The organism is Kitasatospora sp. NPDC015120 (assembly GCF_043080305.1).
Taxonomy (GTDB): Bacteria; Actinomycetota; Actinomycetes; order Streptomycetales; family Streptomycetaceae; genus Kitasatospora.
The window spans coordinates 126,078-150,628 of sequence record NZ_JBIBVJ010000007.1; the positions used below are offsets into that span (position 1 = coordinate 126,078).

At 71.0% G+C, this 24,551-nt stretch carries 24 protein-coding genes and 2 pseudogenes; 17 read left to right on the forward strand and 9 right to left on the reverse strand.

Going from position 1 to position 24,551, the window contains the following annotated elements:
- Nucleotides 1-17 precede the first annotated feature (17 nt).
- From ACF1AK_RS18765 to ACF1AK_RS18785, 5 genes are read left to right on the forward strand one after another with little or no spacing between them, the layout of a single operon-like run.
- Entirely contained in the window at nucleotides 18-791 is a 774-nt protein-coding gene (locus ACF1AK_RS18765; protein ID WP_391499886.1) for an amino acid ABC transporter ATP-binding protein, read from the forward strand.
- Nucleotides 788-2,386, forward strand: a complete 1,599-nt coding sequence (locus ACF1AK_RS18770; protein ID WP_391499887.1) for a thiamine pyrophosphate-binding protein — start codon at nucleotides 788-790, stop codon at nucleotides 2,384-2,386. Before ACF1AK_RS18765 ends, ACF1AK_RS18770 begins: the two co-directional genes overlap by 4 nt.
- Nucleotides 2,387-3,373, forward strand: a complete 987-nt coding sequence (locus tag ACF1AK_RS18775; RefSeq protein ID WP_391499888.1) for a zinc-binding dehydrogenase — start codon at nucleotides 2,387-2,389, stop codon at nucleotides 3,371-3,373.
- A 29-nt stretch (nucleotides 3,374-3,402) separates the two neighbouring features.
- Nucleotides 3,403-4,311 (forward strand): amidohydrolase family protein, encoded by a 909-nt coding sequence (locus ACF1AK_RS18780; RefSeq protein WP_391499889.1) that lies wholly within the window; start codon nucleotides 3,403-3,405, stop codon nucleotides 4,309-4,311.
- The gene (locus ACF1AK_RS18785; RefSeq protein ID WP_391499890.1) at nucleotides 4,308-6,449 is read left to right on the forward strand and encodes an acetate--CoA ligase family protein; all 2,142 of its coding nucleotides are present in this window, start codon (nucleotides 4,308-4,310) and stop codon (nucleotides 6,447-6,449) included. The genes ACF1AK_RS18780 and ACF1AK_RS18785 overlap by 4 nt, the downstream gene beginning before the upstream one ends.
- Before the next feature lie 8 nt (nucleotides 6,450-6,457).
- On the opposite strand, the pseudogene ACF1AK_RS18790 reads toward ACF1AK_RS18785, so the two are convergent.
- Nucleotides 6,458-6,589, reverse strand: a pseudogene (locus tag ACF1AK_RS18790) (IS110 family transposase); the annotation flags it as partial.
- A gap of 53 nt (nucleotides 6,590-6,642) precedes the next feature.
- On the opposite strand from ACF1AK_RS18790, the gene ACF1AK_RS18795 reads away from it, so the two are divergent.
- Together ACF1AK_RS18795 and ACF1AK_RS18800 are read left to right on the forward strand one after the other, a co-directional pair.
- The gene (locus ACF1AK_RS18795) at nucleotides 6,643-7,899 is read left to right on the forward strand and encodes an alpha-hydroxy acid oxidase (RefSeq protein ID WP_391499891.1); all 1,257 of its coding nucleotides are present in this window, start codon (nucleotides 6,643-6,645) and stop codon (nucleotides 7,897-7,899) included.
- Nucleotides 7,900-8,057: 158 nt separating this feature from the next.
- Nucleotides 8,058-8,144, forward strand: a pseudogene (locus ACF1AK_RS18800) (alpha/beta hydrolase fold domain-containing protein); the annotation flags it as partial.
- A 157-nt stretch (nucleotides 8,145-8,301) separates the two neighbouring features.
- Here the strand turns inward: ACF1AK_RS18800 and ACF1AK_RS18805 are convergent.
- Both ACF1AK_RS18805 and ACF1AK_RS18810 read right to left on the reverse strand, forming a co-directional pair.
- Nucleotides 8,302-9,078 carry an SDR family oxidoreductase gene (locus tag ACF1AK_RS18805; protein WP_391499892.1) on the reverse strand — a complete coding sequence of 259 codons (777 nt, stop codon included), beginning with the start codon at nucleotides 9,076-9,078 and terminating at the stop codon, nucleotides 8,302-8,304.
- 26 nt (nucleotides 9,079-9,104) lie between these two features.
- Nucleotides 9,105-9,938 (reverse strand): SDR family NAD(P)-dependent oxidoreductase, encoded by an 834-nt coding sequence (locus ACF1AK_RS18810; protein ID WP_391499893.1) that lies wholly within the window; start codon nucleotides 9,936-9,938, stop codon nucleotides 9,105-9,107.
- A 102-nt stretch (nucleotides 9,939-10,040) separates the two neighbouring features.
- Here ACF1AK_RS18810 and ACF1AK_RS18815 point away from each other — a divergent pair, with 102 nt between their 5' ends.
- Nucleotides 10,041-10,613, forward strand: a complete 573-nt coding sequence (locus ACF1AK_RS18815) for a TetR family transcriptional regulator (RefSeq protein WP_391499894.1) — start codon at nucleotides 10,041-10,043, stop codon at nucleotides 10,611-10,613.
- 380 nt (nucleotides 10,614-10,993) lie between these two features.
- Here the strand turns inward: ACF1AK_RS18815 and ACF1AK_RS18820 are convergent, their stop codons facing one another.
- Nucleotides 10,994-11,596, reverse strand: coding sequence for a TetR family transcriptional regulator (locus tag ACF1AK_RS18820; protein ID WP_391499895.1), 603 nt, complete (start codon nucleotides 11,594-11,596; stop codon nucleotides 10,994-10,996).
- Nucleotides 11,597-11,718: 122 nt separating this feature from the next.
- On the opposite strand from ACF1AK_RS18820, the gene ACF1AK_RS18825 reads away from it, so the two are divergent.
- From ACF1AK_RS18825 to ACF1AK_RS18835, 3 genes are all read left to right on the forward strand, one after another.
- Nucleotides 11,719-12,732 carry an alcohol dehydrogenase catalytic domain-containing protein gene (locus ACF1AK_RS18825; RefSeq protein WP_391499896.1) on the forward strand — a complete coding sequence of 338 codons (1,014 nt, stop codon included), beginning with the start codon at nucleotides 11,719-11,721 and terminating at the stop codon, nucleotides 12,730-12,732.
- A 182-nt stretch (nucleotides 12,733-12,914) separates the two neighbouring features.
- Nucleotides 12,915-13,493 (forward strand): TetR/AcrR family transcriptional regulator, encoded by a 579-nt coding sequence (locus tag ACF1AK_RS18830; RefSeq protein ID WP_391499897.1) that lies wholly within the window; start codon nucleotides 12,915-12,917, stop codon nucleotides 13,491-13,493.
- 129 nt (nucleotides 13,494-13,622) lie between these two features.
- Nucleotides 13,623-14,303: an NAD-dependent epimerase/dehydratase family protein gene (locus ACF1AK_RS18835; protein ID WP_391499898.1), complete on the forward strand. Its 681-nt coding sequence runs from the start codon at nucleotides 13,623-13,625 to the stop codon at nucleotides 14,301-14,303.
- Between the two features lie 151 nt (nucleotides 14,304-14,454).
- Here the strand turns inward: ACF1AK_RS18835 and ACF1AK_RS18840 are convergent, their stop codons facing one another.
- Both ACF1AK_RS18840 and ACF1AK_RS18845 read right to left on the reverse strand, forming a co-directional pair.
- Nucleotides 14,455-15,528, reverse strand: a complete 1,074-nt coding sequence (locus ACF1AK_RS18840; RefSeq protein ID WP_391499899.1) for an NAD(+)/NADH kinase — start codon at nucleotides 15,526-15,528, stop codon at nucleotides 14,455-14,457.
- Nucleotides 15,529-16,056: 528 nt separating this feature from the next.
- Nucleotides 16,057-16,689, reverse strand: coding sequence for a TetR/AcrR family transcriptional regulator (locus ACF1AK_RS18845; RefSeq protein WP_391499900.1), 633 nt, complete (start codon nucleotides 16,687-16,689; stop codon nucleotides 16,057-16,059).
- An 80-nt stretch (nucleotides 16,690-16,769) separates the two neighbouring features.
- Here ACF1AK_RS18845 and ACF1AK_RS18850 point away from each other — a divergent pair, with 80 nt between their 5' ends.
- The 3 genes from ACF1AK_RS18850 (at nucleotide 16,770) to ACF1AK_RS18860 (ending at nucleotide 19,557) form a co-directional block, all read left to right on the forward strand.
- Nucleotides 16,770-17,687 carry an oxidoreductase gene (locus tag ACF1AK_RS18850; RefSeq protein WP_391499901.1) on the forward strand — a complete coding sequence of 306 codons (918 nt, stop codon included), beginning with the start codon at nucleotides 16,770-16,772 and terminating at the stop codon, nucleotides 17,685-17,687.
- Between the two features lie 188 nt (nucleotides 17,688-17,875).
- Nucleotides 17,876-18,628: a glucose 1-dehydrogenase gene (locus ACF1AK_RS18855; RefSeq protein ID WP_391499902.1), complete on the forward strand. Its 753-nt coding sequence runs from the start codon at nucleotides 17,876-17,878 to the stop codon at nucleotides 18,626-18,628.
- A 152-nt stretch (nucleotides 18,629-18,780) separates the two neighbouring features.
- Complete coding sequence (locus ACF1AK_RS18860; protein ID WP_391499903.1) at nucleotides 18,781-19,557, forward strand: SDR family oxidoreductase; 777 nt, start codon at nucleotides 18,781-18,783, stop codon at nucleotides 19,555-19,557.
- A 185-nt stretch (nucleotides 19,558-19,742) separates the two neighbouring features.
- On the opposite strand, the gene ACF1AK_RS18865 is transcribed toward ACF1AK_RS18860, so the two are convergent.
- Complete coding sequence (locus ACF1AK_RS18865; RefSeq protein ID WP_391499904.1) at nucleotides 19,743-19,976, reverse strand: hypothetical protein; 234 nt, start codon at nucleotides 19,974-19,976, stop codon at nucleotides 19,743-19,745.
- Between the two features lie 140 nt (nucleotides 19,977-20,116).
- Between ACF1AK_RS18865 and ACF1AK_RS18870 the strand changes: the two genes are divergently transcribed.
- On the forward strand, nucleotides 20,117-20,935 hold the full coding sequence (locus ACF1AK_RS18870; RefSeq protein WP_391499905.1) for an SDR family oxidoreductase: 819 nt from the start codon (nucleotides 20,117-20,119) through the stop codon (nucleotides 20,933-20,935).
- A gap of 232 nt (nucleotides 20,936-21,167) precedes the next feature.
- Nucleotides 21,168-21,986: an SDR family NAD(P)-dependent oxidoreductase gene (locus ACF1AK_RS18875; RefSeq protein WP_391499906.1), complete on the forward strand. Its 819-nt coding sequence runs from the start codon at nucleotides 21,168-21,170 to the stop codon at nucleotides 21,984-21,986.
- 149 nt (nucleotides 21,987-22,135) lie between these two features.
- Here the strand turns inward: ACF1AK_RS18875 and ACF1AK_RS18880 are convergent, their stop codons facing one another.
- Together ACF1AK_RS18880 and ACF1AK_RS18885 are read right to left on the reverse strand one after the other, a co-directional pair.
- A complete protein-coding gene (locus tag ACF1AK_RS18880) occupies nucleotides 22,136-22,693 on the reverse strand; it encodes a ribosome-inactivating family protein (protein WP_391499907.1) in 558 nt (185 codons plus the stop codon).
- Nucleotides 22,694-22,732: 39 nt separating this feature from the next.
- Complete coding sequence (locus tag ACF1AK_RS18885; protein WP_391499908.1) at nucleotides 22,733-23,710, reverse strand: aldo/keto reductase; 978 nt, start codon at nucleotides 23,708-23,710, stop codon at nucleotides 22,733-22,735.
- Nucleotides 23,711-23,805: 95 nt separating this feature from the next.
- Here ACF1AK_RS18885 and ACF1AK_RS18890 point away from each other — a divergent pair, with 95 nt between their 5' ends.
- Nucleotides 23,806-24,417 carry a TetR family transcriptional regulator gene (locus tag ACF1AK_RS18890; protein ID WP_391499909.1) on the forward strand — a complete coding sequence of 204 codons (612 nt, stop codon included), beginning with the start codon at nucleotides 23,806-23,808 and terminating at the stop codon, nucleotides 24,415-24,417.
- Nucleotides 24,418-24,551 lie beyond the last annotated feature (134 nt).

The following is a 24,551-nucleotide window of genomic DNA, read 5'->3' on the forward strand; positions in this document are numbered from 1 at the left end:
CGCGCCACGACGGCCCCATGGTCAAAGCCGCCGGCGTCTACAAGCGGTACGGCACCCTGGAGATCATCCGAGGCGTCGACTTCGAAGTGCAGCGCGGCGAGGTCTCCGTGATCATCGGACCCTCCGGCTCCGGAAAGACCACCTTCCTGCGCTGCATCAACCACCTGGAGAAGATCAACGCCGGCCGCATCTACGTGAACGGCAGGATCGTCGGCTACCGGGAGGTGGACGGACGCCTCCACGAACTGCGCGACGCCGAGGTCTGCCGCAACCGCGAACAGATCGGCATGGTGTTCCAGAACTTCAACCTGTTCCCGCACAAGAACGTCCTGGAGAACATCGTCGAAGCGCCCCGCGGCGTCCGCGGAATCCCGGCGGCGCAGGCCAAGGCCCGCGCCCATGAACTGCTGGAACGGGTGGGCCTCAGCGACAAGGCGCGGGCGTACCCGGCCCAGCTCTCCGGCGGCCAGAAGCAGCGCATCGCCATCGCCCGGGCCCTCGCCATGGACCCCCAGCTGATGCTCTTCGACGAACCCACCTCCGCCCTGGACCCCGAACTGGTGGGCGAGGTCCTCTCCGTCATGAAACAGCTGGCCAGAGACGGCATGACCATGGTGGTGGTCACCCACGAGATGGGCTTCGCCCACGACGTCGCGGACACCGTGACCTTCATGAGCGACGGAAGAGTCGTGGAACAGGGACCGCCGTCCGAGGTCCTGTCCGCCCCCAAGGAAGAACGCACCAGGGCGTTCCTGGCCCGCGCGATGAGTGAGAGAAGGGGATCAGCGTGAAGCTCGGCGCAGCCGTGGCCAAGGCCTTCGCCGACCACGGCGTGGACACGATCTTCGGACTGATGGGGGAGGGGAATCTCCTGATCATCGACCACTTCGTCCACGAGCTCGGCCTGAACTACGTGGCCGCGGCGAACGAATTCGGAGCCGTCACCATGGCGAACGGCTACGCCCAGGCCGGCGGGGGAGTCGGCGTCGCCACCGTCACCCAGGGCCCGGGCCTGACCAACACCATCACCGCCCTGCGCGACGCCGTCAGCGCCGGCACCCCCCTGGTCCTCCTCGCCGGCGACACCCGGGACACGCAGAACAAGCAGTACATCGAACAGGCGCAGTACATCGCGCCCACCGGCGCCGGCTTCATCGCCGTCGAATCCCGCCACTCCGCGCTCCACGACGTCGCCGACGCACTCCACCGCGCACGCCGCGAACGGCGCCCCATCGTCCTCAACGTCCCGGTGGAGATCCAGCACGACGACGTCCTGTACCGCACACCGCAAGGCCCCGCCCAGGCGCCACCCGCCGCCCTCGACGAGGACGAGATGGACGCGGCACTCGGCATCATCAGCACCGCCCGCCGACCGCTCGTCCTGGCCGGCCACGGCGCGGTGCTCAGCGGCGCCGAGGACAGCATCCTCGCGCTCGCGGACCGCATCGGCGCACCCGTCGCGACCACCCTGCGCGCCAAGGAACTGTTCCGCGCACACCCCCGCTCCATCGGCATCTGCGGCGGCCTCGCCAGCCCCGAAGGCTCCGCGGTCATCGACCGCGCGGACTGCGTCATCGCCCTCGGCGCGAGCCTGTCCAAGCTCACCACCGAGCGCGGCGCGCTCTTCCGCGGCAAGGCCGTCATCGAATGCGACGCCGACCCGGCCCGCCTCGGCGCGAACCTGGACGTCGACACCGTCATCGCCGGTGACGCCGCGGACGTGGCCCGGGCGATCGTCGGCCTCCTCGACCTCGCCGAGACCGCCCCCACCCGCTTCCACGAAGAGGCCGCCGGCATCCTCGCCGGACTCCGCGACGACGGATACCACGACAGCAGCGGCGACGGCGTCGTCGACCTGCGCACCGCCCTGTCCGTCATCGACGACGCCGTGCCCGCGGACCGCACCCTCGCCGTCGACGTGGGGCGGTTCATGGAGGAGACCGTCCGCCGGGTCCACGCGCCCGACGCCCGCTCCTACATCTACGGCGCCAGCTACGGCGCCGTGGGCATCGGCATGGGCAGCGCCATCGGCGCGAGCTTCGCCCGCCCCGAGCGCCCCGCGCTGCTCATCTGCGGCGACGGAGGCTTCATGATGACCGGGCTCACCGAGTTCAACACCGCCGTGCGCTACGGCAGGGACCTGATCTGCGTGATCCTCAACGACGGCTGCTACGGCGCGGAGGAGGTCCAGTTCCGGGACCTGGGGAAGAACCGCGACCTCACCCTGTTCGACTGGCCCGGCTTCGAAGGCGTGGCGACCGCGCTCGGCGGCACCGGCGTCACCGTCACCACCCCGCACGAACTGCACGGCATCAAGAGCGCCATCGCCGAACGCAGCGGCCCGCTGCTCATCGACATCCGCATCAGCCCGGACGGGGTGGTCTGAATGTGGGCGATGCGCCTGGTGGCGCCGCAACGCTTCGCACCGTACGACGCACCGCAGCCCGACCCGGCCGATCTCGGGCCCGGCGACGTACTGCTGCGCACCCTCGCGGTCGGGATCTGCGGAAGCGATCTCCCGTTCTTCCGAGGCATGCGGCAGAGCGACGCCCCGCAGCACACCCACCTCCCCGGCCCGGCGGGATTCCCCGGGCACGAGGTGGTGGGAGTGGTGGTCGCCTCCGAACACCAGGACCTGCACCCCGGTCAGACCGTGGTCGGCTGGGCGACCGGCTACAACGCGGTCGCCGAGTACGTCGTCACCCGCGGCGAGGGACTGACAGCCTTCGACGGGAGCCTGGCCGCCGAGGAGGCCGTCATGCTGCAGCCCCTCGCGTGCGTGCTCGCCGCGGTGGACCGGCTGGGCGCCGTCACGGGCCGCCGCGCCGCGGTCATGGGCCAAGGACCGATCGGGGTCCTGTTCAGCCACGTGCTCAAGACCGCCGGAGCGGCGCGGGTCACCGGCGTGGACCGGGTGGACCGCCGGGACGCCGCCGGCGACTTCGGGGTCGACGAGACGGTGTGGGCCTCCGCCGACCGGTGGGCCCGCGCCCTCACCGAGGAGGAGCGCCCGGACATCGTGGTCGAGGCGATCGGGCACCAGAGCGCCACCCTCAACGACGCCGTCGAAGCGGTGGCCCACGGCGGGCAGATCTACTACTTCGGCATCCCCGACGAGCAGACCTACCCGCTCGACATGGACCGCTTCCTCACCAAGGACCTCACCCTGCGCTCCGGCCTCACACGAGACCGCCGCCACTGGCTCGCCGCAGCCGGCGCCTACCTCGCCCGCCACCCACGGCTGGCCGGCGCCTACCTCACCGACGTCGTCGGACCGCACGACATCAACGGCGCCTACGAACGAGCGGCCGATCCCAGGCCCGGCCAGCTCAAGATCGTCTTCACCACGCCGGCACCCGCACCGGCCGCCTGACCACCACCGAACCAGTAAGGAACACCCCCATGCGTGTCATCGACCTCGAAACCGTGCTCCCCGGGGGAGACGGGGAGCACCCGGGAACCGGACAGCGGGGCCCCGCCGGACCGGACCGCCTGCCGAACCCGCCCGGGTACGGCTGGTCCAACTACGACACCATCTTCACCCGCTCGGACACCCCGGACGCACCGGCCGTGAACGCCGTGAGCGACACCCGCCCGCCGGCCGAACGCGCCGCCGAGCTCGTGAAACTCATGGACCGGGCCGGCGTGGTCAAGAGCGTGGTGGCGGCGGCGTCCAACGCGGTCACCGCCGAAGTGGTCCAGGCGTTCCCGGACCGGTTCATCGGCTTCGCCCACCTGAGCCCCTACGACGGCATGCGGGCCGTGCGCGAGCTGGAGCGGCTGGTCCGCGAGGAAGGCATCGGCGGCCTGTCCGTGGCGGCCCTGTACGACGTCGTCTCACCCAGCGACCGCCGCTACTACCCCCTGTACGCCAAGGCCGTGGAACTGGGCATCCCGGTGCGCGTCTACACCTCCATGCCCTACGCCAACGACCGGCCCTACGACCTGGCCCACCCCCGTCACCTCGACACGATCGCCGTGGACTTCCCCGAGCTGACCATCATCGCCGGCCTCAGCGGCTGGCCGTGGATCAACGACATGGTCGGCCTGCTGCGCCGCCACCCGAACCTGTTCTGCGACACCGCCGCGCACCGGCCCAAGTACCTCGGCCGGCCCGGGTCCGGCTGGGAGCAGTTCATGCAGTTCGGCAACACCCTGATCCAGGACAAGGTCATGGTGGGGCTCTCCTGGGGCCTGCTCGGCATGTCCATGGAGGACATCATCGACGAATACCTGGAGCTGCCCCTCAAGGAGTCGGTCAAGGAGAAGTGGCTGTACAGCAACGCGTGCCGGGTGCTGGGGGTCGAGTGAGCGCCACCGTGGAGATCGAGAAGGACGCCGCGGTGCAGACCACCCGGGGCATCACCGGGCTGCTGCGGCCGAAGACCATCGCCGTGATCGGCGCCTCGCCGCAGCGCCACACCCTGGGCAACCAGGTGCTGCGCAACCTCCGCGCCTTCGGCTTCGCCGGCACGGTCGTCCCCGTGCATCCGCGCGCCGACGTGCTCGAAGGGTATCCGGCGGTGCCGGCGGTCGCGCAGCTGCCCGACGGCGTCGACGTCGCGGTGGTCAGCGTGCGCGCCTCCCGCACCGCGGGGGTGCTCCGCGAGCTCGCGGCCCGCGGCTGTCCCGCCGCCGTCCTGCCGGCCGCCGGGTTCTCCGAGGAGGACCTCGCCGGGCTGCGCTCGGTCCTGGAAGAGCTGCCGATCGTGGTCAACGGCCCCAACTGCCTCGGCACGCTGAGCGCCGCCGACGCCGCCCCCCTGTGGACCGCCCACATCCGGGGCGACTTCCCCACCGGGAACGTCGCCCTCGTGACACAGTCCGGATCCGCCGCGATCTCCGTGACCACCACCTCGGACCTCGGGTTCTCCCGCGTGATCTCCAGCGGGAACGAGCTCTCCCTGTCCGCCGCCGACTACCTCTCCTGGCTGGCGGACGACGACGAGACGGCGGCCGTGGGCCTGGTGCTGGAGTCGCTGAAGGAACCGGAGAAGTTCCGGGCGGCGGTGCGGCGGGTGCAGGCCGCGGGCAAGCGGATCGTGGCCGTCAAGGTCGGGCGCACCTCGGCCGGCGGCCGGGCCACCCAGGCGCACACCGGCGCCCTGGTCACCGGGTACGACGCGTACCGGGCCCTCTTCCGGCAACTCGGCGTGCCGCTGGTCCGCGACTACGACGAACTGGTGACCACCCTGCAGCTGTACGCGGGCCTCGGCTCGCGGCCCGTGGGCGGCAACCGGCTCGCGGTCATGTCCATCTCGGGCGGGCAGAGCGCGCTCGCGTGCGACATCGCCACCGAGGCGGGCGCCACGATCGCCGATCTCGCCCCGGCCACCGCCCAGCGCGTCAGGACCGCGCTTCCCGGGACCACCGGGGAGAACCCCGTCGACATCGGCGCCAGCATCGACGAGGACGCCCGCCGCACGGCGCTGGCGCTCGAAGCGGTCGGCGACGACCCCGCCGTCGACGCCATCGTCGTCGTGCAGGACGCCCAGGAGAAGCTGCCCCTCACCCCGCGGCACGACTACCTGGAGCACGTGCGGCAGATCGTGGACGGTGCGAGGCCGTCCGCGAAGCCCGTCGTGCTGGTGTCCAGCACGGCGTCCCCGATCCACCCGCTCCTCGCGGAACTGACGGCCGGCACCAACGTGACGATCCTGCGCGGCCTGGAACCCGCCCTGGCCGCGATCACCACGCTGGGCACGGTACCGCGGGCCGCGGCCGAGGACACCGGGCCGACGGTCCCCGCCGCTCTGCTCGCGCAGCTCCGGGAGGAGATCGCCGCGCACCACGGGCCGCTCCCGCACGCCCTCGTCCAGCGGATCGTCTCCGCCTACGGGCTGCCCTACGTCCGCTCCCGGCTGGCGCGGGACGAGGACGAGGCGGTCGCGTTCGCGCATGACCTCGGCTTCCCGGTGGTGGTGAAGATCGCGTCCAAGGACGTCCCGCACCGCGTGGACGTCGGCGGCGTGGTGGTCGGCATCGAGGACGAGGACGCGCTGCGGGCGGCGGTCCGCGGGATCCGCGAACGCATGCGGGCGCTCCCGCGTGCCGAGGTGGACGGATACGAGGTCCAGGCGGCCGTCACCGGCAGCATCGAAGGGATCCTCGGATTCACCCGGGAGGAGCCGCTGGGCTCCCTGGTCGTCGCCGGATCCGGCGGCTCCCTGGCGGAGCTGGTGGGCGACCGGGCCGTGGACCTGGCACCCGTCTCGCCGCAGGGCGCCCTCGACATGATCGCCCGAACCCACCTCGGCCGACTGCTGTCCGGGTACCGCAGACTCGCCCAGCCGACCGACGTCGGGCCGTTGGCCGAAGTGATCGTGCGCTTCGGCACGCTGGCCGCGGACCTGGGCGACCTCATCGTCGAAGCCGACCTCAACCCGGCCTTCATCAGGGAAGGGACCGGCGAGGTCACCCTTGTCGACGCCCTCTTCATCGCTTCCTGATGTCGTTGTCAAGCCGCCGTGGTCACGGGAGGTGTGACGTGGTAGCAGCGTCGGTCACGGATCAGCGCCCACAGGACGTTGACGCGGCGGCGGGCCAGGGCCATCACGGCCTGGACGTGCCGCTTGCCTTCCGCGCGTTCGCCCGACCCGGCTCAGAAGGTAGAGCCCGCTGACGAGGAAGGACCCCGACCGGATGCCGGACTACCCGCGGCTGGAGCGCCGCATTCCACGGCCGGGTGACCTCAGGCCGTTCCTGGCACTGAGGGACAGCAGGGGTCTCGATCGGGTGCAGCGGCGGCTGTCCGCCGCGCACACGATCGAGGACCTGCGCCGCATCGCCAAGGCGCGCACTCCGTCCGGGCCGTTCCACTACGTGGACGGCGGGGCCGAGGAGGAGATCAGCATGGACCGGGCCCGGGAGGCGTTCCGCGAGCTGGAATTCCGCCCCGGCATCCTGCGCGACGTGCACGCCGTGGACATGGCCACCACCGTGCTGGGCGGTCCCAGCGCGCTGCCGTTCGGCTTCGGCCCGACGGGCGGTACCCGCATGATGCACGCCGCGGGGGAGCGCGCGGTGCTGCGGGCGGCATCGCGCGCGGGCATCCCGTACGCGCTCTCGTCCGTGGGCACCACCGCCATCGCGGATCTGGCGGCGGCGCAGCCGGGCGCACGGCGGTGGTTCCAGACCTACCTGCTGAAGGACCGCGAACTCTCACTGCGGATGATCGCCGAGGCGAAGGCGCACGGCTACGACGCGCTGATCGTCACCGTGGACGTGCCGGTCTCCGGCCATCGCCTGCGGGACCTGCGCACCGGGATGTCCTACCCGCCGCAGCTCACCCTCAGGACGTTCCTCGACGCGTCCTACCGGGTCGAGTGGTGGATGAACCTCCTCACCACCGAGCCGTACACCTTCACCTACGAAGAACCGGGCCGGCCCCGCTCCGAGCTGCAGGTGTCCGGGTTCAACGACAACACGACGACGTTCGAGGACCTCGCCTGGGTGCGTGCGGCCTGGGACGGCCCCCTGGTGATCAAGGGGATCCAGACACTGCCCGACGCCCGCCGCACCGTCGACGCGGGGGCCGACGGGATCGTGCTGTCCAACCACGGGGGCCGTCAGCTGGACCGTACGGCTCCACCGCTGCACCTGCTTCCGCGCGTGGTCCGCGACGTCGGGGCGCGGACGGAGGTGATGATCGACTCCGGTGTGCGCACCGGGGCCGATGTCGTCGCGGCGATCGCCCTGGGCGCCCGCCTCGTCCTCGTCGGACGGGCCTATCTCTACGGCCTCATGGCCGGCGGCGAGGCCGGCGTGGACCGGGCGGCCCACATCCTGCGCACCGAAGTGGAACGGACCATGCAACTCCTCGGAGTGACCTCCATCGCCGAACTCGGACCGGAGAACGTGCGGCTCTTCAGCCGCCGGATGCCACTGCCACTCGATTGACGAAAACGTCCGCCCTCCACCCCTGGCGGCGGCCGGCTTTCCGCCCGGCCCACGACGCGCCGGAGGGGACGGTCCGCTGAGCCCTCGTCGCCGACGATCGGCTCAGCAGATCCCCTCCGAACCGCCGAGACGTCGCCACCGGCACCCTGCTCTCGCCGGGCAACAGCGCGGGTGGCGGCCTCGCGGCGGCGCTCGCCCTGCTGACCCGCGACCGCGGCGGTCCGGTCCCGGCCGGACAGCTGCTGCCGAGGAGGCCGCCGGCATCAACCCCTGGGCGCTGCGTCTCCGATCTCGTCGGCCACCCGTCTGCCTTCGCGGACCTCAGCGGCTCCCTGGCCACGAGCGGCTGCGGCGATCAGCGTGACCAATCCCGCGAGATCAGCCCTGGGGTGTGCTTCTGCCTCAAACGGTCTTGTTCATGCCGCCGTCGATGAGGTGGTTGCCGCCGGTGATGTTGCCGGCGACGTCGGAGAGGAGGAAGGCGATGAGGGCTGCGACTTCCTCGGGCTCGGTGATGCGGCCGGCCGTGACCCGCTCGTCCTTGATCAGCCGCTGGATCAGCTCGTCCACGGTCACGTCTGCGGCGGCGGCCCACTGCGCGAACTCGCCGTTGGGATCCCTGAACGCCGTGGTGTTGACCATGCTTGGGGAGACGGTGTTCACCCGGACGCCTCGAGGCCCGAACTCCTCGGACACCGACTTGCCGAACGCGGTGATCGCCGCACTCACCGCGCCAGTGACCGGGAAAGCGCCGGGCACGAGGCCGCTGATCGAGGAGATGTTGACGATCGCCCCGCGGCGCTCGATGAGGCTGGGCAGCGCTGCGCGCGTGGCGCGGACTGTCGCGAGCAGGTTCAGCTCGAACGCGCGCATCCACACGGCGTCGTCGGCCTGGTCGAAGCCGACGGTCGTGCCGTTGCCACCGCCGACGTTGTTGACCAGCAGGTCGATTCCGCCGAGTTCGGTGAGCGCGGTGTCGATGAGGAGGGTGACTCCTTCCGGCGTGCTGAGATCGGCCGCCACCGGATGGGCCCCGGTGTCCCTGAACTCGGGAGTGATGGTGCGTGCCGCGCCGACGACGCGGACGCCTTCGTCGATGAGGGTCCGGACGGTGGCCAGTCCGATACCGCGGCTGGCTCCGGTGACCACTGCGGTCTTTCCTGTGAGCTTGAGATCCATGGGGGAAGTTCCTCTCGGTGATGCGGTCAGTTCTCGTCGAAGGCGACGGATTCGCTGAGCTCGTGCCAGCGGGCGTCGGACTCTGCGAGTGCTTCGGCCGCCGCAGTGGCGTACTGGAAGGCGTCGGATCCGACGAGGAGACGGACAGGCGGCTCGGGGAGCTCGAGGATCTGCTGAATGAGGGCTCCGATCTTCGCAGGGTCGTTCGGCTCCGAACCGGTGCCGGCGCGGAGCATGCCGGCGATGGCTCCGACGGTCTGCTGGTAGGGCTCGCTGATCGGCGGGATCGTCATCGAGGAGCCGGCCCAGTCGGTGCGCATGCCGCCCGGCTCGAGCACGGTCACCTTCACACCGAACGGGGCGATCTCCTGGGCGAGGACCCCGGAGAAGCCGCCGACGCCCCACTTGGCCGCCTGGTAGGCCGCCAGGCCCGGGAGGGTGATGCGGCCGCCGACCGAGGAGACCTGGAAGATGTGGCCCGATCCCTGCTCGCGCAGGGTGGGCAGCACGGCCTTCGTGACGTAGACCGTGCCCATCAGGAGGGTGTTGATCTGCGCGGTGAAGTCCTCGATCGTGACGTCTTCGATGGCGGCGATGTCGCCGTAGCCGGCGTTGTTGACCACCACGTCGATGCGTCCGAAACGCTCGACAGCCGTCGCGACCGCGGACTCGGCAGCGGCGGCGTCCGTGACGTCGAGCGCCACGGGGATGACGTTCTCGCCGTACTGGTCGACCAGATCGGAGAGCTGCTCGGGGCGGCGGGCGGTCGCGACCACCCGGTCGCCCGAGCTCAGTGCGGTCTCGGCGATCGCGCGGCCGAGGCCACGGGAGCTGCCGGTGATGAACCAGACCTTGGGCATGCCTGTCCTCCGTTAGTTATTGACGCGTCATTCAAGACAGATTCGACGCTAAGCCGGGTTGTCCGAGTTGTCAAATGACGGTTCAATAAGCAAGATTTACGTATGGCCGTCGTCCGTGATCCCGAGAGCAAGAAGCGCAGCCTGCTCGACGCTGCCCTGGTGGAGTTCGCCGCCAAGGGCATCGTCAGCACGCGTACCGAGGACATCGCCGCGCGGGCGGGATGCAGCACCGGCCTTGTCTACACCTACTTCGGCAGCAAGGAAGGGCTCTTCGATGCCGTGCTCGACGACATCGCCGAGCGCACGGCCGAGTCCATGCCGATCACGCCCGAGGACCTTCCTGGATACGCCGTGCGCCTCTACGACCTCGGAATCGCCTCGCCGGAGATCGATCGCTTCATCGCCTGGCACCAGCTCCGGGACGGCGGGGGCGCGAACCTGCGTGAGTCGTTCGAACGGGCCTCGCGGGAGAAGGTCGAGCTGGTCGCCGCGGCTTTGGACGCAGGAACTATCTCCAGCCGCCTCGGTGCCGGTGAACTGGTCCTGGCGGTGCAGACGATCGCCCGGATGTGGGCGACCCAGCCCCGGGAGATCACGAAGGCCATCGGGGGTGACGAGAGGTCGCGGCGCGAGGCCGTTCGAACCGCGGTCGAGGCGCTCCTCGGCTCCGCGTAACGAGAACGGTGGGCCCAGGTGATCGCGCAGGGCTCTCCGTCGGAACCGAGCGTTTGCGTACGAGGATCACGCTGGTGACCAGGATGGCGGCCGCTGACACGGCCGTCAGCCGGCTCGCCGGGGCAGGTGTCCGGTGGCCGGCGCGTGGCCCACGAGCGTGACCACGCCGGCGCCGAAGGCCGCCGCAGCCATGGTGGCGGCGAGTGGGCGAAGAACTGCGTTGCCAGGGACTGGCTCGGGACGGTGCTCGGTGTCGGCGAGGGCTCGTACGCCACCGGCTTCGGCTCTCCCCTGCGGTCAGGCCCTTGGCCGGATCGGTGGAGTCGCCGCGATGGTCTTGGCCCGGGTCGTTCTCGCTGTCGGGCCCGGCCGGGCAGGGGTCACCGCGACGGTTCGGTGCCGGGGTCGTGGTCGGGGAGGGTGAGCGTTCGGACGGCCGCGGTCAGGGCGGCGCGGTGGCGTTCGAGGCGCGCGGGGGAGAAGGCCTCGTCGGGCGCGGCGGCGCGCAGGGCGGGCGAGGCCGCGAACCACGCGGTGACCTGGCCGAGGACCAGGGCCAGCAGGTCGACGGCGGCGATGTCCGCGGCGACGGTGCCCCGCCGTTGCGCGTCGGCGACGGCTTCGACCTTGAGGCGGTAGGCGTCGGCCTCGACGGGGGTGGTGTCGGGCCGCTCCAGCTGGTGCCAGGCGGCCAGGCGCAGGATCTGGGGCTCGCGCACGAGGTGGTCGAACATGGCGCCGGCGTAGCCGGCCAGGTCGTCGGGGGTGAAGGGGACCGCGTCGGCGAGGACGCCCAGGTGCTCGGCGAGGACCGCGTCGAAGAGCTGTTCCTTGTTGCCGTAGTAGACGTAGATCAGCCGCTTGTTGCTGGCGGCCTTCTCGGCTATGCGGTCGACGCGGGCGCCCGCGAGCCCGTACTGGGTGAATTCCTCGAAGGCGGCCCGGAGCAGGCGGGCCTTGGTGGGGGCGGAGTCCGGTGGCATGGCATCACCATACCCGACACGGTAACTAACCGGTTATTGACGGTCGGCGTGAGCGGGCGTACGTTGTCCATAACCAGTTAGTTACCCCCTTTTGGGGTCGCGCTCCACCGAGAGGACCAGTCATGAAAGCCGCCGTCATCCCCGCGCTCAACGCCACCTGGGAACTGCGCGACGTCCCCACCCCGAAGGCCGAACCCGGCCAGGTCCTGATCAAGGTCCACGCCACCGGCATCTGCTTCACCGACATCTGGACCACCCGCGGCGCCGCCGGCGACGTGTTCCCCAGCATCCCCGGCCACGAAGTCGTCGGCGAGGTCGTGGAGGTCGGCGAAGGCGTCCACACCCGCCAGGTCGGCGACCGGGTCGGGACCACCTGGGTGCAGTCCACCTGCGGGCGCTGCGCGTACTGCCGGGAGAACCTCCCGCTGTCCGGACAGGCCGCCGTCAACTGCCCGAACGCCCGGCTGACGGGCTTCACCGTCCAGGGCGGGCACGCCGAGTACATCGCGGTCACCGCCACCGGCACCGTCCTGATCCCGGACGGCCTCTCCTACGAGCAGGCCGCCCCGATCTTCTGCGCCGGGTACACCACCTGGAGCGGTCTGCGCGCCGCCGAACCCCAGCCCCACGAGAGGATCGCCGTGCTCGGCATCGGCGGCCTGGGCCACCTCGCGGTCCAGTTCGCCAAGGCGGCCGGCCATGAGACCATCGCGATCACCCACTCCCCGGACAAGCACGACCTCGCCCGCCGGCTCGGCGCGGACCAGGTCGTCGCCGACGGCGCCGAACTCCAGGCCGCCGGCGGCGCGGACGTCCTGCTGCTGTGCTCCAACTCCTACGACGCCGGAAAGGCCGCGATCCAGGGCCTGCGGCACAACGGGCGGGCGGTCCTGCTCGGCCTCGACCCCTTCGGCGAGTTCACCATCCCCACCAACCCCCAGCCGTTCTTCGCCCAGCGCCAGAAGTTCATCGGCGCCACCCACAACGGCCTCAACTACCTCACCGAAGCCCTCGACCTCGCCGCATCCGGCAAGGTCACCCCCATGATCGAGACCTTCCCCAAGGAGCGGATCGTCGACGCCGTCACCAAGGTCACCGAAGGCAACGTCCGCTTCCGCGCCGTCATCACCTACTGAGGCGCGCCCCGCGACGCCGCCCCGGCCCGCCGGGACGACGGGGGCGGCGCCGCGGGCCCCCTCCATCAATTGCCGTGGGGCTCGACTCGCCGCGGCAAATTAAGATGAACCCACGCTCATCATCTATGGTGAATGAGAGTTCATATTTTTGTAGGCGTCACCCGACCGGCACCGGAGCACCCTTGACCTCGGCCCGACCCCTGCGCGCGGACGCCGCCCGCAACCGGAAGAAGATCCTCGACGCGGCCCGGGAGCAGATCGCCGCCCATGGGCCCGACATCGGTATGGACGAGATCGCCGCCGCGGCGGGGGTGGCTGTCGGCACCCTCTACCGGCACTTCCCGGCGAAGACGGACCTCATCGAGGCCGTCCTCGCCGACTGGGTCGACAGCGTCGCGGACGGGCTGGAGGCCGCCGTCGCCCGGCTCGACGCCGGATCCCGTGCGCTGGAGGAGATCGCCGCGTTCCTGCGGCACTTCGTGGACACCGCGGCCAACGACATGGCCGTCAAGAACGCCGCACGTGCCATCGGCGCCGACACCGACCCCGACACCCCGCTCCAGCGCGTCACCGCCGCACTGAACACCCTCATCCGTACCGGGCAGGCCGAAGGCGACATTCACCCCGATGTCACCCTCGACGACTTCCACCTGCTCCTCGACGGCGCCCCCGCCCGCCGCACCCCCGAGGCCGCCGACCGCTGGCTCACCCTCGTCCTGCCCGGCCTCACCGCCCGGGGCCGCCCGGTCCCGACCACCTGACAGCGATCACCCGACGGAGCGGAAGCGCTCCGCCTCCGCCCGGAACCCAAGCCGCGGATCGGCACCCGAACCGGCGGACTCGCACGTACCCACCCGGGCGACCGGTACCAGCGACAGAACAGGAACACCGTGCGCACCATCATCTTCGGCGCCACCGGCATGGTCGGCCAGGGCGTCCTGGACACCTGCCTGCGCGACGACGACGTCACCGACGTCCTCGTCATAGGCCGCACCCCCACCGGCCGCACCCACCCCAAGCTCCACGAGATCCATCACGGCGACTTCACCGACCTCACCGCCGTCCAGGACCGACTGGCCGGATACGACGCCTGTTTCTACTGCCTGGGCGTCACGGCAGCCGGCCGGACCGAGGCCGAGTACCGGACCGTGACCCACGACTACCCGCTAGCCGCCGCCCGTGCCCTGCACGCCGCGAGCCCCGACCTCGCCTTCTGCTACGTCTCCGGTGCCGGCACCGACCCCACCGGCAAGTCCCGCATGATGTGGGCCCGCGTCAAGGGCGAGACCGAGACCGCCCTCCTCCAACTCAGCCCCCGCTCCTACATGTTCCGCCCCGGCTACATCACCCCCCTGCCTGGCACCACCTCCAAGACCGCCTGGTACACGCTGTTCTACCGGGCCCTCGCCCCGCTCAATCCCCTGCTGCGCCGCCTCGCCCCACGCCACGTCACCAGCAGCGCGCAACTGGGACAGGCGATGGTCCACACCGCACGCACCAGGCCGCCCGGCCGGGTCCTGACCACGGCCGACATCAACAACGCAGCCGCTCTCCGGCCGCCGCAGCCCTGACGCCGGATCCGCGCACGGCGCCTCCAGCGCGTCAAGGGGCGGTGTACCCGAGTCACGATCGGTCGATGCGGTGGAACAGGTCTGCAGCGGGGCGAGGAACATCGGCCCTTGCGCCGAACCGCCCCCGTCCCGACCCGTGCTCGCCGCGGGTTCATCGAAGGGGTGAGGGGTCGTCCGGGTCCGTCAGCAGGGCCAGATGGGCGAGGTCCTCGGGCGGCGGCGTGGTCGTCGACCACAGCGGAGCGGGCGATCCCTCGGCCACCGCGGCGGGGGCGTCGGTGAGGTTCATCCGCTCGCGCAGTCGGCTGTAGAAGTCCATCGGCCCCAGCCGCACGGCCCGCAGCCGGCGTGCGGCGGCGTACACCCCGATCCAGTCTCCCGGATCGATCACCCCCCGCGCCTGGCCGTCGATGCTGACCACGGCCTGCCCCGAGCGTTTCAGCACCTTCAGCCCGATGGGTTCGTTCGGGGCTGTGACGACCGAGCGGTTGAACGCCATGTGCGGGGCCACCGGCGTGAAGACCAGGGCCTCCGCCCGAGGCGAGACGACGGGTCCGCCGGCCGCGAAGCTGTAGGCCGTCGAACCGGTGGGCGTGGCCACCAGCAGCGCGTCGGCCGAGTAGGACGCCAGCAGCCTGCCGGAGACATAGACCCCCACCGATACCTGCCGGTCCCTGGCCAGCTTCTCCAGCACGACGTCGTTGAGCGCGGTGACGTCCAGAGGAATGCCCCACTCGTCGTCGACCCCGTAGTCGGTACGCACCTGGGGCGGCGGCAGCAGCGGCCCACGGCCGTACCGCATCCACGGCTCCATGCCCGCCGGGACCTCCAGAGGACGAGAGGCCCGCACGGCGAGCAGCATGCGACTGTCGATCCTCAGTCGCCCCGCGTGTACCGCGTCCAAGGCCGAACGCACCGCGGAAGCCGGTACCTCCGTCAAGAACCCCACCCGGCCCAGGTCGATGCCCAGCACCAAGGCGTCGTTCCGGGCGGCCAGCCGGGCGCCGCGCAGAAAGGTGCCGTCCCCGCCCAGGGTGACGATGAGATCGGGATGGCCCGCGGCCTCGTCCTCCGCACGGGCGCTGCGCCTCCCGCCGTCGCGCCACACGTCGATCTCCGTGCATCGCACGTCGTGCGCCTCGCACCACCTCCGGACCACGGCGGCGGCCTCCACAGCCGCAGGGCGCCCGGTGTGGACGACCAGGCCGAGCCGGTTCACGGTCACATCCGCCTCCAAGGCATCTCGGGTCACCCGGTGGTCACCGCACGGGGTGCCGCCTCAGGTGCCGCCCCCGGTCGGGCGACGTCGCCGGCGGTCACATGCGCCGGTTCGCACCGTGCCCTACGCTGCCGCGTGCACCAGGGTCCGCGCGACAGGGCGCGCCGTGGCGCCCTCCACGGTCAGTCGCGCCGGAGGACGCCGCCGGGCTTCGGCCGGGTGGGCCCGGCCGGAACGGGTCGGAGATGCCTCGCACGCTCCCGTCGGCCGACTCCACGCCGTAGCAGGCGCGGATGGATCTGTCCTCGACCTGGTCGATGCGCCCCCATGGGGCGTTGCCTTCGCCGCACCGGCGGTGGCCCGCTCGGCGCCGGCCTTCACCGCGCCCGCGCGGAGTGAAGGTCGAACCGGGGAGGTTCCGGTGCGGTTGCTGGGCGGCGGCGCCAGCCGGCGAGGGCCGTGCGGAGGGTGTCGAGACCGACGGCCCGATGACGGGTGCCGCGCGCCGCCGGCATCCGTCCCGCTTCGGCGCGGTCAGGCTCCCGGCGGCGGCGCCGGGCTCGGCGGTGGACTCTGCTGCGGTGCGCAGCCGCGGAGGACGGAGGCCATCAGGTCGTCGAGTCCGTGTTCGGTCAGGTCGTGCGGCAGCATCCCGCTGATCACCAGGTTGACGTAGCCGTGCAGGGCCGCGAAGACCGGAAGGCCGATCCGTTCCGGTGGTCCCTGCTGCACCTCGCCGCTGCGCTGGCCGGCGTCGATCAGTTCCAGGAAGAGGTCCCACCAGCGGCGGCCGGCGGCGGCCAGATCCGGGGAGGCCTGCGGGCTGTGCTTGGCCGAGAACATCAGCTCCAGCAGTGCGGCGTTGTCCACCGCGAAGCGGACGTAGGCGCGCGCCGCGGCGTCGAGGCGCTGGGCGAAGGCTGACTCGGCCCCGTCCTGAGAGGCGGCGACGGCGTCGGCGAGCCGTTCGAAGCCGGACTGCGCGAGGGCGTCCAGCAGGTCCTGCTTGGTCTTGAAGTGCCGGCTGCGCGCGGCGGGGCTGACGCCGATGGCGCGGGTCAGCTCGCGCAGGGACAGCTGGTCCGCGCCCTTGTCGCGCAGCGTCTGTTCGGCCTGGGCGAGCAGGGCGGCGGGGAGGTCTCCGTGGTGGTAGGGCCGGTTCGTCACGGTGCCACCTTATCCGGGGAGTGGCCATCGTCAACATTGTTGCCATTGACCACATTGTGGCCACTGGCTACATTGGAGTCATGGCACAGAACACCCACAGCACGAACAGCACCACCTGGACCGCTGCCGACATCCCCGACCAGAGCGGCCGCGTCGCCGTCGTCACCGGCGCCAACAGCGGGATCGGGCTGGCCACCGTCCGCGCCCTGGCCGGCGCCGGCGCCCACGTCGTCCTCGCCGTCCGCGACCCGAAGCGCGGGCAGGCCGCCGCCGAGAGCGTGCGGGGAAGCACGGAGGTGCGGCCCCTCGACCTGGCCGACCTCTCCTCCGTCCACCGCTTCGCCGACGGCTGGGACGGGCCGCTGGACCTGCTCATCAACAACGCCGGCGTGATGAACGTCCCCGAGGGCCGCACCAAGGACGGCTTCGAGATGCAGTTCGGCACCAACCACCTGGGGCACTTCGCCCTGACCAACCTCCTGCTGCCGCACCTCACCGACCGCGTGGTGTCGCTGTCCTCGACCGGTCACCGGACCCCCGGCTCGCCGCGCATCCACTTCGAGAACCTCAACCTGACCGGCGAGTACCAGGCGGTGACCGCCTACAGCCAGTCCAAGCTCGCCAACCTGCTGTTCATCCTCGAACTCCAGCGGCGGCTGACCGCGGCGGGCTCGGGCGTGCGCGCCCTGGCCGCGCACCCCGGCTGGGCCGCCACCAACCTCCAGAGCAACGACGCCAGCGCTCTGCGCGGCCTCCTCATGCGCCTGGGCAACCGGCTGATCGCCCAGGACAGCGAGGCCGGTGCGCTGCCCACCCTGTACGCCGCGGTCCAGGACCTGCCCGGAGGCAGCTTCGTCGGTCCCGACGGCCGGGGCGAGATGCGCGGCGCCCCCACCCTGGTCGGCCGCTCCCGGGCGGCCAGCGACCCCGCCGCCGCCCGGCGCCTGTGGACCGCCTCCGAAGACCTCACCGGCGTCTCCTGGAACCTTCAGTCCTGACGTACGCAGTGACGGTCCGGACCCCGGCCGCCGACAGGTCCCGAGTCGCCCGAAGGCCGTCCCGCATGGCCGGAACAACCGAACACGACAACCGAACCCACGCACGATCCCGCTCACCAGGGCGCTCCGGAGCCGGGCAAGCCGGCGCGGCGCAGGATCCCGGCGTGTTCCCAGAACGGAGAAATCGCATGGCCGACCTCACGGGCAAAGTAGCGCTGATCACCGGCGCGGCCCGCGGACAGGGCGCGGCGGAAGCCCGCCTGTTCGTCGAACGCGGCGCACGCGTCGTCCTCACCGATGTGCTGGAGGACGAAGGCAGGCAGGTGGCCGACGACCTCGGGGCCGCGGCCCGCTTCGTGCGGCACGACGTCACCTCGACCGATGACTGGAACGCCGCTGTCGCGGCGGCGGTTTCCGCGTTCGGAACGCTGAACGTGCTGGTGAACAACGCCGCGATCTATGCGGTGAAGCCCCTCACCGAGACCACGCCGGAAGAGCTGGAAAGGATTCTGCAGGTCAATCTGGTGGGCGCGTTCCGAGGGATCCGGTCCGTGGTCGGGCCGATGTCGCAGGCGGGCGGGTCGATCGTGAACATCTCTTCACTGGCCGGACTTGAGGGGCTCATGGGCCACTCCGCCTACGGCTCCTCCAAGTGGGGCCTGCGCGGTCTGAGCAGGATCGCCGCACTCGAACTGGGCCCCAGGGGAATTCGCGTCAACTCGGTCCATCCCGGCCCGATCGCCACCCCGATGGTGCCCTACCTCACCACCGGCCCCGGCAGCTTCCCCACCCTGCCGTTGCAGCGAACGGGTACGCCCGACGAGGTCGCCGAACTGGTCGCCTTCCTCGCCTCGGATGCCTCGGCCTACATCAGCGGCGCGGAGGTCACCGTCGACGGGGCGATGGCCGCGGGCAAGTTCACGCCTCCGGAGCCCCAGTAAGCCACGGTGAGCAGCGCTCGCACCGCATCGTTCGGGATCGGCCGCATCCATGCCGGTGCCGGGCCGACGCTCTGGCCGGTCGAGGCGTGAGCCCGGCCCGGGGCATCGGCCCCCATCCACAGCTGTACCTCTCGTTCAACGATCGGAACGTCATGAACCTCAACCTGACCGACAAGACGGCGGTCGTCACCGGTGCCAGTCGCGGTATCGGACTGGCCACCGTCCGGACCCTGATCGCGGAAGGCGTCCGTGTCGTGGGCGCCGCCCGCACCATCACCCCCGAGCTGGAGGCCACCGGCGCCATCGCGGTGGCGGCCGACCTGAGCAGCGCCGAAGGCGTCGCCACCCTCTTCGACACCGCGCTCACCGAACTGGGCGGCATCGACCTGCTCGTCAACAACGTCGGCGGCGGAAACGGCTCGTCCGTCGGCTTCCTCGACGCCGACGACACCGTGTGGACCCGCGCCTTCGAGATCAACGTGCTCAGCACCGTCCGTGCCACCCGTGCGGCCCTGCCCAGCCTGATCGAGCGCCGCGGAGCGATCGTCAACGTCTCCTCCATCAGCGCGACGATGCCCGACGCTTTCCCCGTCATCGGTGCGGTCAAGGCCGCGGTCACCACGCTCGGCAAGTCCCTGGCCGAGGAGTTCGGACCCCGGGGCGTCCGCGTGAACACCGTCTCCCCCGGCATGGTCAACACCACCGCCTTCCAGGACCCCGACGGCCAGGCCGCTCGATGGGCCGCTGCCTCCGGTCTGACCCTCGCCGAATTCACCCAGCAGCTGGTCAGGGACCAGAACGTCACGACCGGCCGCATCACCGAGCCCGAGGAGGTCGCGGCCCTGATCGCCTTCCTCCTCTCCGACGCGGCCGGCAACATCACCGGCGTCAACCACGTCATCGACGGCGGCATGAACAAGACGGTCTGAACCACGAGCACACCGGAACGAGCAGCCCGCACCTCCGGGAGACGGACGACGACCGCAGGTCAGGGCTCACCGGCACAGCGGGGGCCGGACCCGTGCGGCGGTCCCGGAGGAAGAACCGGGCCGACGGCAGGTCCAGGCGTACGGATACCCCGTGCGCCGGCGGCGGACCACCCGGACGGCCCGCGTCAGTCCACCGGGCGGCCCTGCGTGGTGAGGCCGGGCAGGACGAGGGTGAGCCAGCGGGCGGCGGACTCCGGGGTGCCGTCGGCGGCCACATTGCCGAGGAGCAGAGAGAAGTCGGTGACCGTGACATCGGGGTGAATGTCGCCTTCGGCCTGCCCGGCGTGCACGAGGGCGTCCAGTGCGGTGCCAACCTGGGGTTCGAGACCGCTGAGGTCCCCGTTGAGCGCGACTCTCACACAGCTCCGGCCGCAGTCCGGCCGGCACCTGCCTTCGGGGACGAACCGGCGGCAACGGTTGTCCACCCCGTCGGATCCGGGTGAGCGGTATCTGACGCATCCCCCCACGATCGATCACGACAGATTCAAGAGGGAACGACATGAGCAAGATCTGGTTCCTCACCGGCGCGTCCCGCGGCCTGGGCCGGGCCTTCACCGAGGCGGCCCTGTCCCGCGGCGACCGGGTGGCCGCGACCGCCCGTAACACCGACACCCTGACAGGCCTCGCCGAGACCTACGGCGACGCGGTCCTGCCGCTCGCGCTGGACGTCACCGACCGCGCGGCCGTTCAGGCCGCTGTCACCACGGCGCACGAGCGCTTCGGCCGGCTGGACGTGGTGGTCAACAACGCCGGCTACGGCCTGTTCGGCATGGTCGAGGAGGTCACCGAGGAGCAGGCCCGTCAGCAGATGGACACCAACTTCTTCGGCGCGCTGAACGTCACCCAGGCCGCGCTGCCCCTGCTGCGCGCCCAGGGCGGCGGGCACATCGTGCAGATCTCCTCGCTCGGCGGCATCGTCGCCTTCCCCTCCCTGGGCATCTACAACGCCTCGAAGTGGGCGCTGGAAGGCATGACGGAGTCCCTCGCCCAGGAGGTCGCGCCCTTCGGCGTCAAGGTCACCCTGGTCGAGCCGGGCGGATTCGGCACCGACTGGGGCGGCTCCTCCGCCACGTACGCCGAGCCGATCGCCGCCTACCAGCCCGCCCGCGACGCACTCGCCGCGGTGTCCGAGGGCGCGACGTCCGGCGACCCGAAGGCCGCCGCCGCACTGCTGAAGGTGGTCGACGCCGAAGAGCCGCCGCTGCGAATCCTGTTCGGCGCCATGCCCGTTGACTTCGTCAAGGGCCTCTACGCGCAGCGCCTGCAGACCTGGGCCGACTGGGAGCAGGTCTCCATCGCCGCCGGCGGCGGCGCCTGACACACAGCCGCACTGACGGTGAGCAGGCCGCCGCCGAACGGTGGCCTGCTCCCGCACCGGGCCGTCGTACCAGGCCCTCATCGCACGAAGACGAAGGAATCATCCAGGCTTCGACGCCGAACACGGTGCTCACGCCTCTGGTCCGCGGAATTCAGGCGTGACCGATCTGCGTGAGTGTCGGCGCGACGTGACGACACGGCGTGACACTCCAACAGGACAGAAGGACACGGAAATGAAGGACTACAAGGACAAGGTCGTCGTCATCACGGGCGGTGCCACGGGGATCGGGTTCGCCTATGCGAGGGCGTTCGGTCGCGACGGCGCTCGGATCGTGTTGGCCGGGCGCAGGGAGAACCGTCTGCGTGAAGCGGTCGACACGCTGACCACGGACGGTGTCGAGGCCGCCTTTCAGGTCTGTGATGTGACCGACCGGGAGCAGGTCGTGCGGCTGGCCGACTTCGCGCAGGAGAGGTTCGGCCGGGTGGACGTCATCGTCAACAACGCCGGGACGGGAATGCTGAGTCCGGTGCTGGAGACGTCCTTGGCGGATGTTCGCAAGTTGTTCGAGGCGAACTTCTTCGGGGTGTGGCATGTCGCCGAGGTGTTCGCCCGCCGGTTCGTGGAGCAGGGCACGCCGGCAGCGATCTACAACGTGGGTTCGGAGAACTCGCTGTTCCACGCGGCTTTCGGCGGGGCTGGGTATGTGGCCAGCAAGCAGTCGGTCGGTGCGCTGAGCGAGTCGTTGCGTGAGGAGCTGCCGGACTTCATCGAGGTCAGTCTCATCTGTCCGGGGTTCGTGCGGTCCGAGATCGAGGACCCGGAGTTCATGGCACATGGCATGGACACCGACAGGTTCGTCGACATCACCATGCCGCAGCTGCGGGCCGGCCGGTTCTATGTGGTCAGCCACTCCTACAACGCGGTGCGGATCGCCGCCCGTTACAAGGAGATCATGCAGGCGTACGAGACCTACGCGCCCCGCTACGACGGCGACGAGGAGTTCGACGTACGCACGGTGGCGGCCCAGGCCGCCGCAGACCAGCAGCGCTGAACCGTCGAAGCAGCGTCCCCGACGGCAAGGAGCCCGGTCGGCAGGAGCGCCGAGCCGAGGGGGCGGCTTCGTCGGTCCGACGCCGAACCCGCTGTTCGCCGGGTTGTCCTCGCCCCCGACCGACCGGAAGGCGGCCGGGGGCGAGGGCTTCAAGTCGGCCCTGCAGTCGTTCTCGTGTCGTGATGAACAGGTGCTGCTTGGGTGTGCCCGTCCAGTCGTCGGCGACCAGGTCCTCGATCTTCGCGAAGCGGGCGGCCTGCCTCGCTGGTGTCCTGGACGAGGATGAGCAGAGCCCTGGCCGCACGCTGGACGTTGAGCGGGCTCATCGTGGCGTCGGCGAGGTCGATCACCGCCTGATTGACGCCGGAGCGTGCCAGGCCCACACTCTCCCGTGTCGGGGTGGTGTGGTTGCCGTCGAACCCGACGGCGAGACGCGCCGTGTACGGATGTGGCCGGTACTGAGGCGCGGGCATGTCGTCGAGGGCCCAGAAGACGTTCTGGACCGGCAGGTACCAGCCGACGACGTAGAGGTCGCTGGCGCGCACCACCAGGTCAACGACGGCACCCGTGGACGCAGTGAGGTGGAGCGGGAACAGGTCGCGGAGAATCTGCGGTCCCCTCGTCTCGCGGGCCGTGCAGCCCGCCGGTGGTTCTGTAAGGAGCGGGCTCGGGCAGGAACAGGCGGCGAAGGCCAGCGCCTCTCGCACCACCGAACCGGAGCGCGTGCTCCCCTTGACGCCTCGGGATCAGATCCAGGTGGGCACCTCGGCGTAGCGGGCGCCGAAGCCGCCGGTGGGCAGGATCTCGCGGATGGCGGCGAGGTCGGCCGGGGTGAGTGTGATGTCGGCGGCGCCCGCGTTCTCCTCGATGCGCGCGGCGCTTCGGGTGCCGGGGATGGGCACGGTGTGCTCGCCCTGGGCGAGCAGCCAGGCCAGGGCCAGCTGGGAGACGGTCACACCCTTCGACGTCGCGAGTTCGGCGAGCCTGGTGACGGCCTGGACGTTCTTCTCGAAGTTTCCGGGCTGCCAGCGCGGGTCGTGGTTGCGCATGTCGCTCTCGTCGTACTGGCCGGCGGGCTTGGCGGTGCCCGTGATGAAGCCGCGGCCGAGCGGGGAGTAGGCGACGAAGCCGATGCCGAGCTCTTCGAGGACGGGGAAGAGCCGCTCGACGTCGCGCTCGAAGAGGCTGTACTCGGTCTGCAGGACGGAGACCGGCTGGACGGCGTGCGCCCTGCGGATGGTCTCGGGGCCGGCCTCGCTCAGGCCGAAGTACTTGACCTTGCCCGCGTCGATCAGCTCCTTGACGGTGCCCGCGACCTCCTCGATGGGGACGTCGGGGTCGACACGGTGCTGGTAGAGGACGTCGATGTGGTCGGTGCCGAGGTAGCGCAGGCTGTTGTCGGCGACCTTGCGGATGTTGTCGGGCCGGCTGTCGAGGCCGAAGCCGGCCGCGGGGTTGGAGAGGTCGAAGCCGAACTTGGTGGCCAGGACCACCTCGTCGCGGAAGTCCCTGACCGCCTTGCCGACCAGGATCTCGTTGGAGCCGGTGCCCCATCCGTAGAGCTCGGCGGTGTCGAAGAAGGTGACGCCCAGGTCGTGGGCGCGCCGGATCGCGGCGAGGCCGGCCTGCTCGTCGGTGGGGCCGTAGGCCATGGTCAGGCCCATCGAGCCGTAGCCGATCGCCGAGACGGTCAGGCCCTGGCTGCCGAGTGTCCGCTGCTGCATGTCTTCCTCCAGGGGCAAACCAAACTGTCTGGTTCGACCGTACGGCGGTTCCGCCCCCGGGTCAAACCAAACAGTTTGGTTGGTAGGCTCGGCACATGAATCCCCAACCTGGCGCCGACTCCACCCGCGACCGCATCGTCACCGCGGCCACGACCGAGTTCGCCCGGCACGGGATCGCCGGCGCCCGCATCGACCGCATCGCCAAGGCCGCCCGGACGAGCAAGGAGCGGGTCTACGCCTACTTCCGCAGCAAGGAGGACCTCTACCGCTTCGTCTCCGCCCAGGAACTCGCCGCCGTCGCCGAGGCCACCCGGATGGACCCCACCGACCTACCCGGCTACGCGGGCCGGCTCCACGACTACTTCGCCGCCCACCCCGAACGGCACCGCCTGATGGCCTGGGGCCGACTGGAACTCGATCCCGGCAGCACACCGGCCGACGACGACCCGATCCGTCGGACCGTCGCCCACAAGACCCGGCAGCTGCGCAGGGCCCAGGAGGCTGGCCACCTCGACCCCGCCTGGGACCCGCTCGACGTCCTCGTCTTCGTCAACCAGATCGCCACCTCCTGGGCCGACCAGCCCGGCCTCACCGCCACAACCTCCCCCGAACAGGCCCAGCACCTCGCCGCCCGACGCGCGGCCATCGTCAACGCGGTCCAGCGACTCTTCCCGGCAGTCCCGGCCGCGCCGGACGGGACGCCCTGACCACAGTCCGAGCCGCACTCCTCCTCCAGGGGCGCGGTCGACGTCCGCACGTCATCAAGTGGTCGGCCGGTCTTCAGGAAAGGCGGATCGCACGGGGTCTCAGGTGCTCGCCGAAGACCGCCAGACCGCCGGTG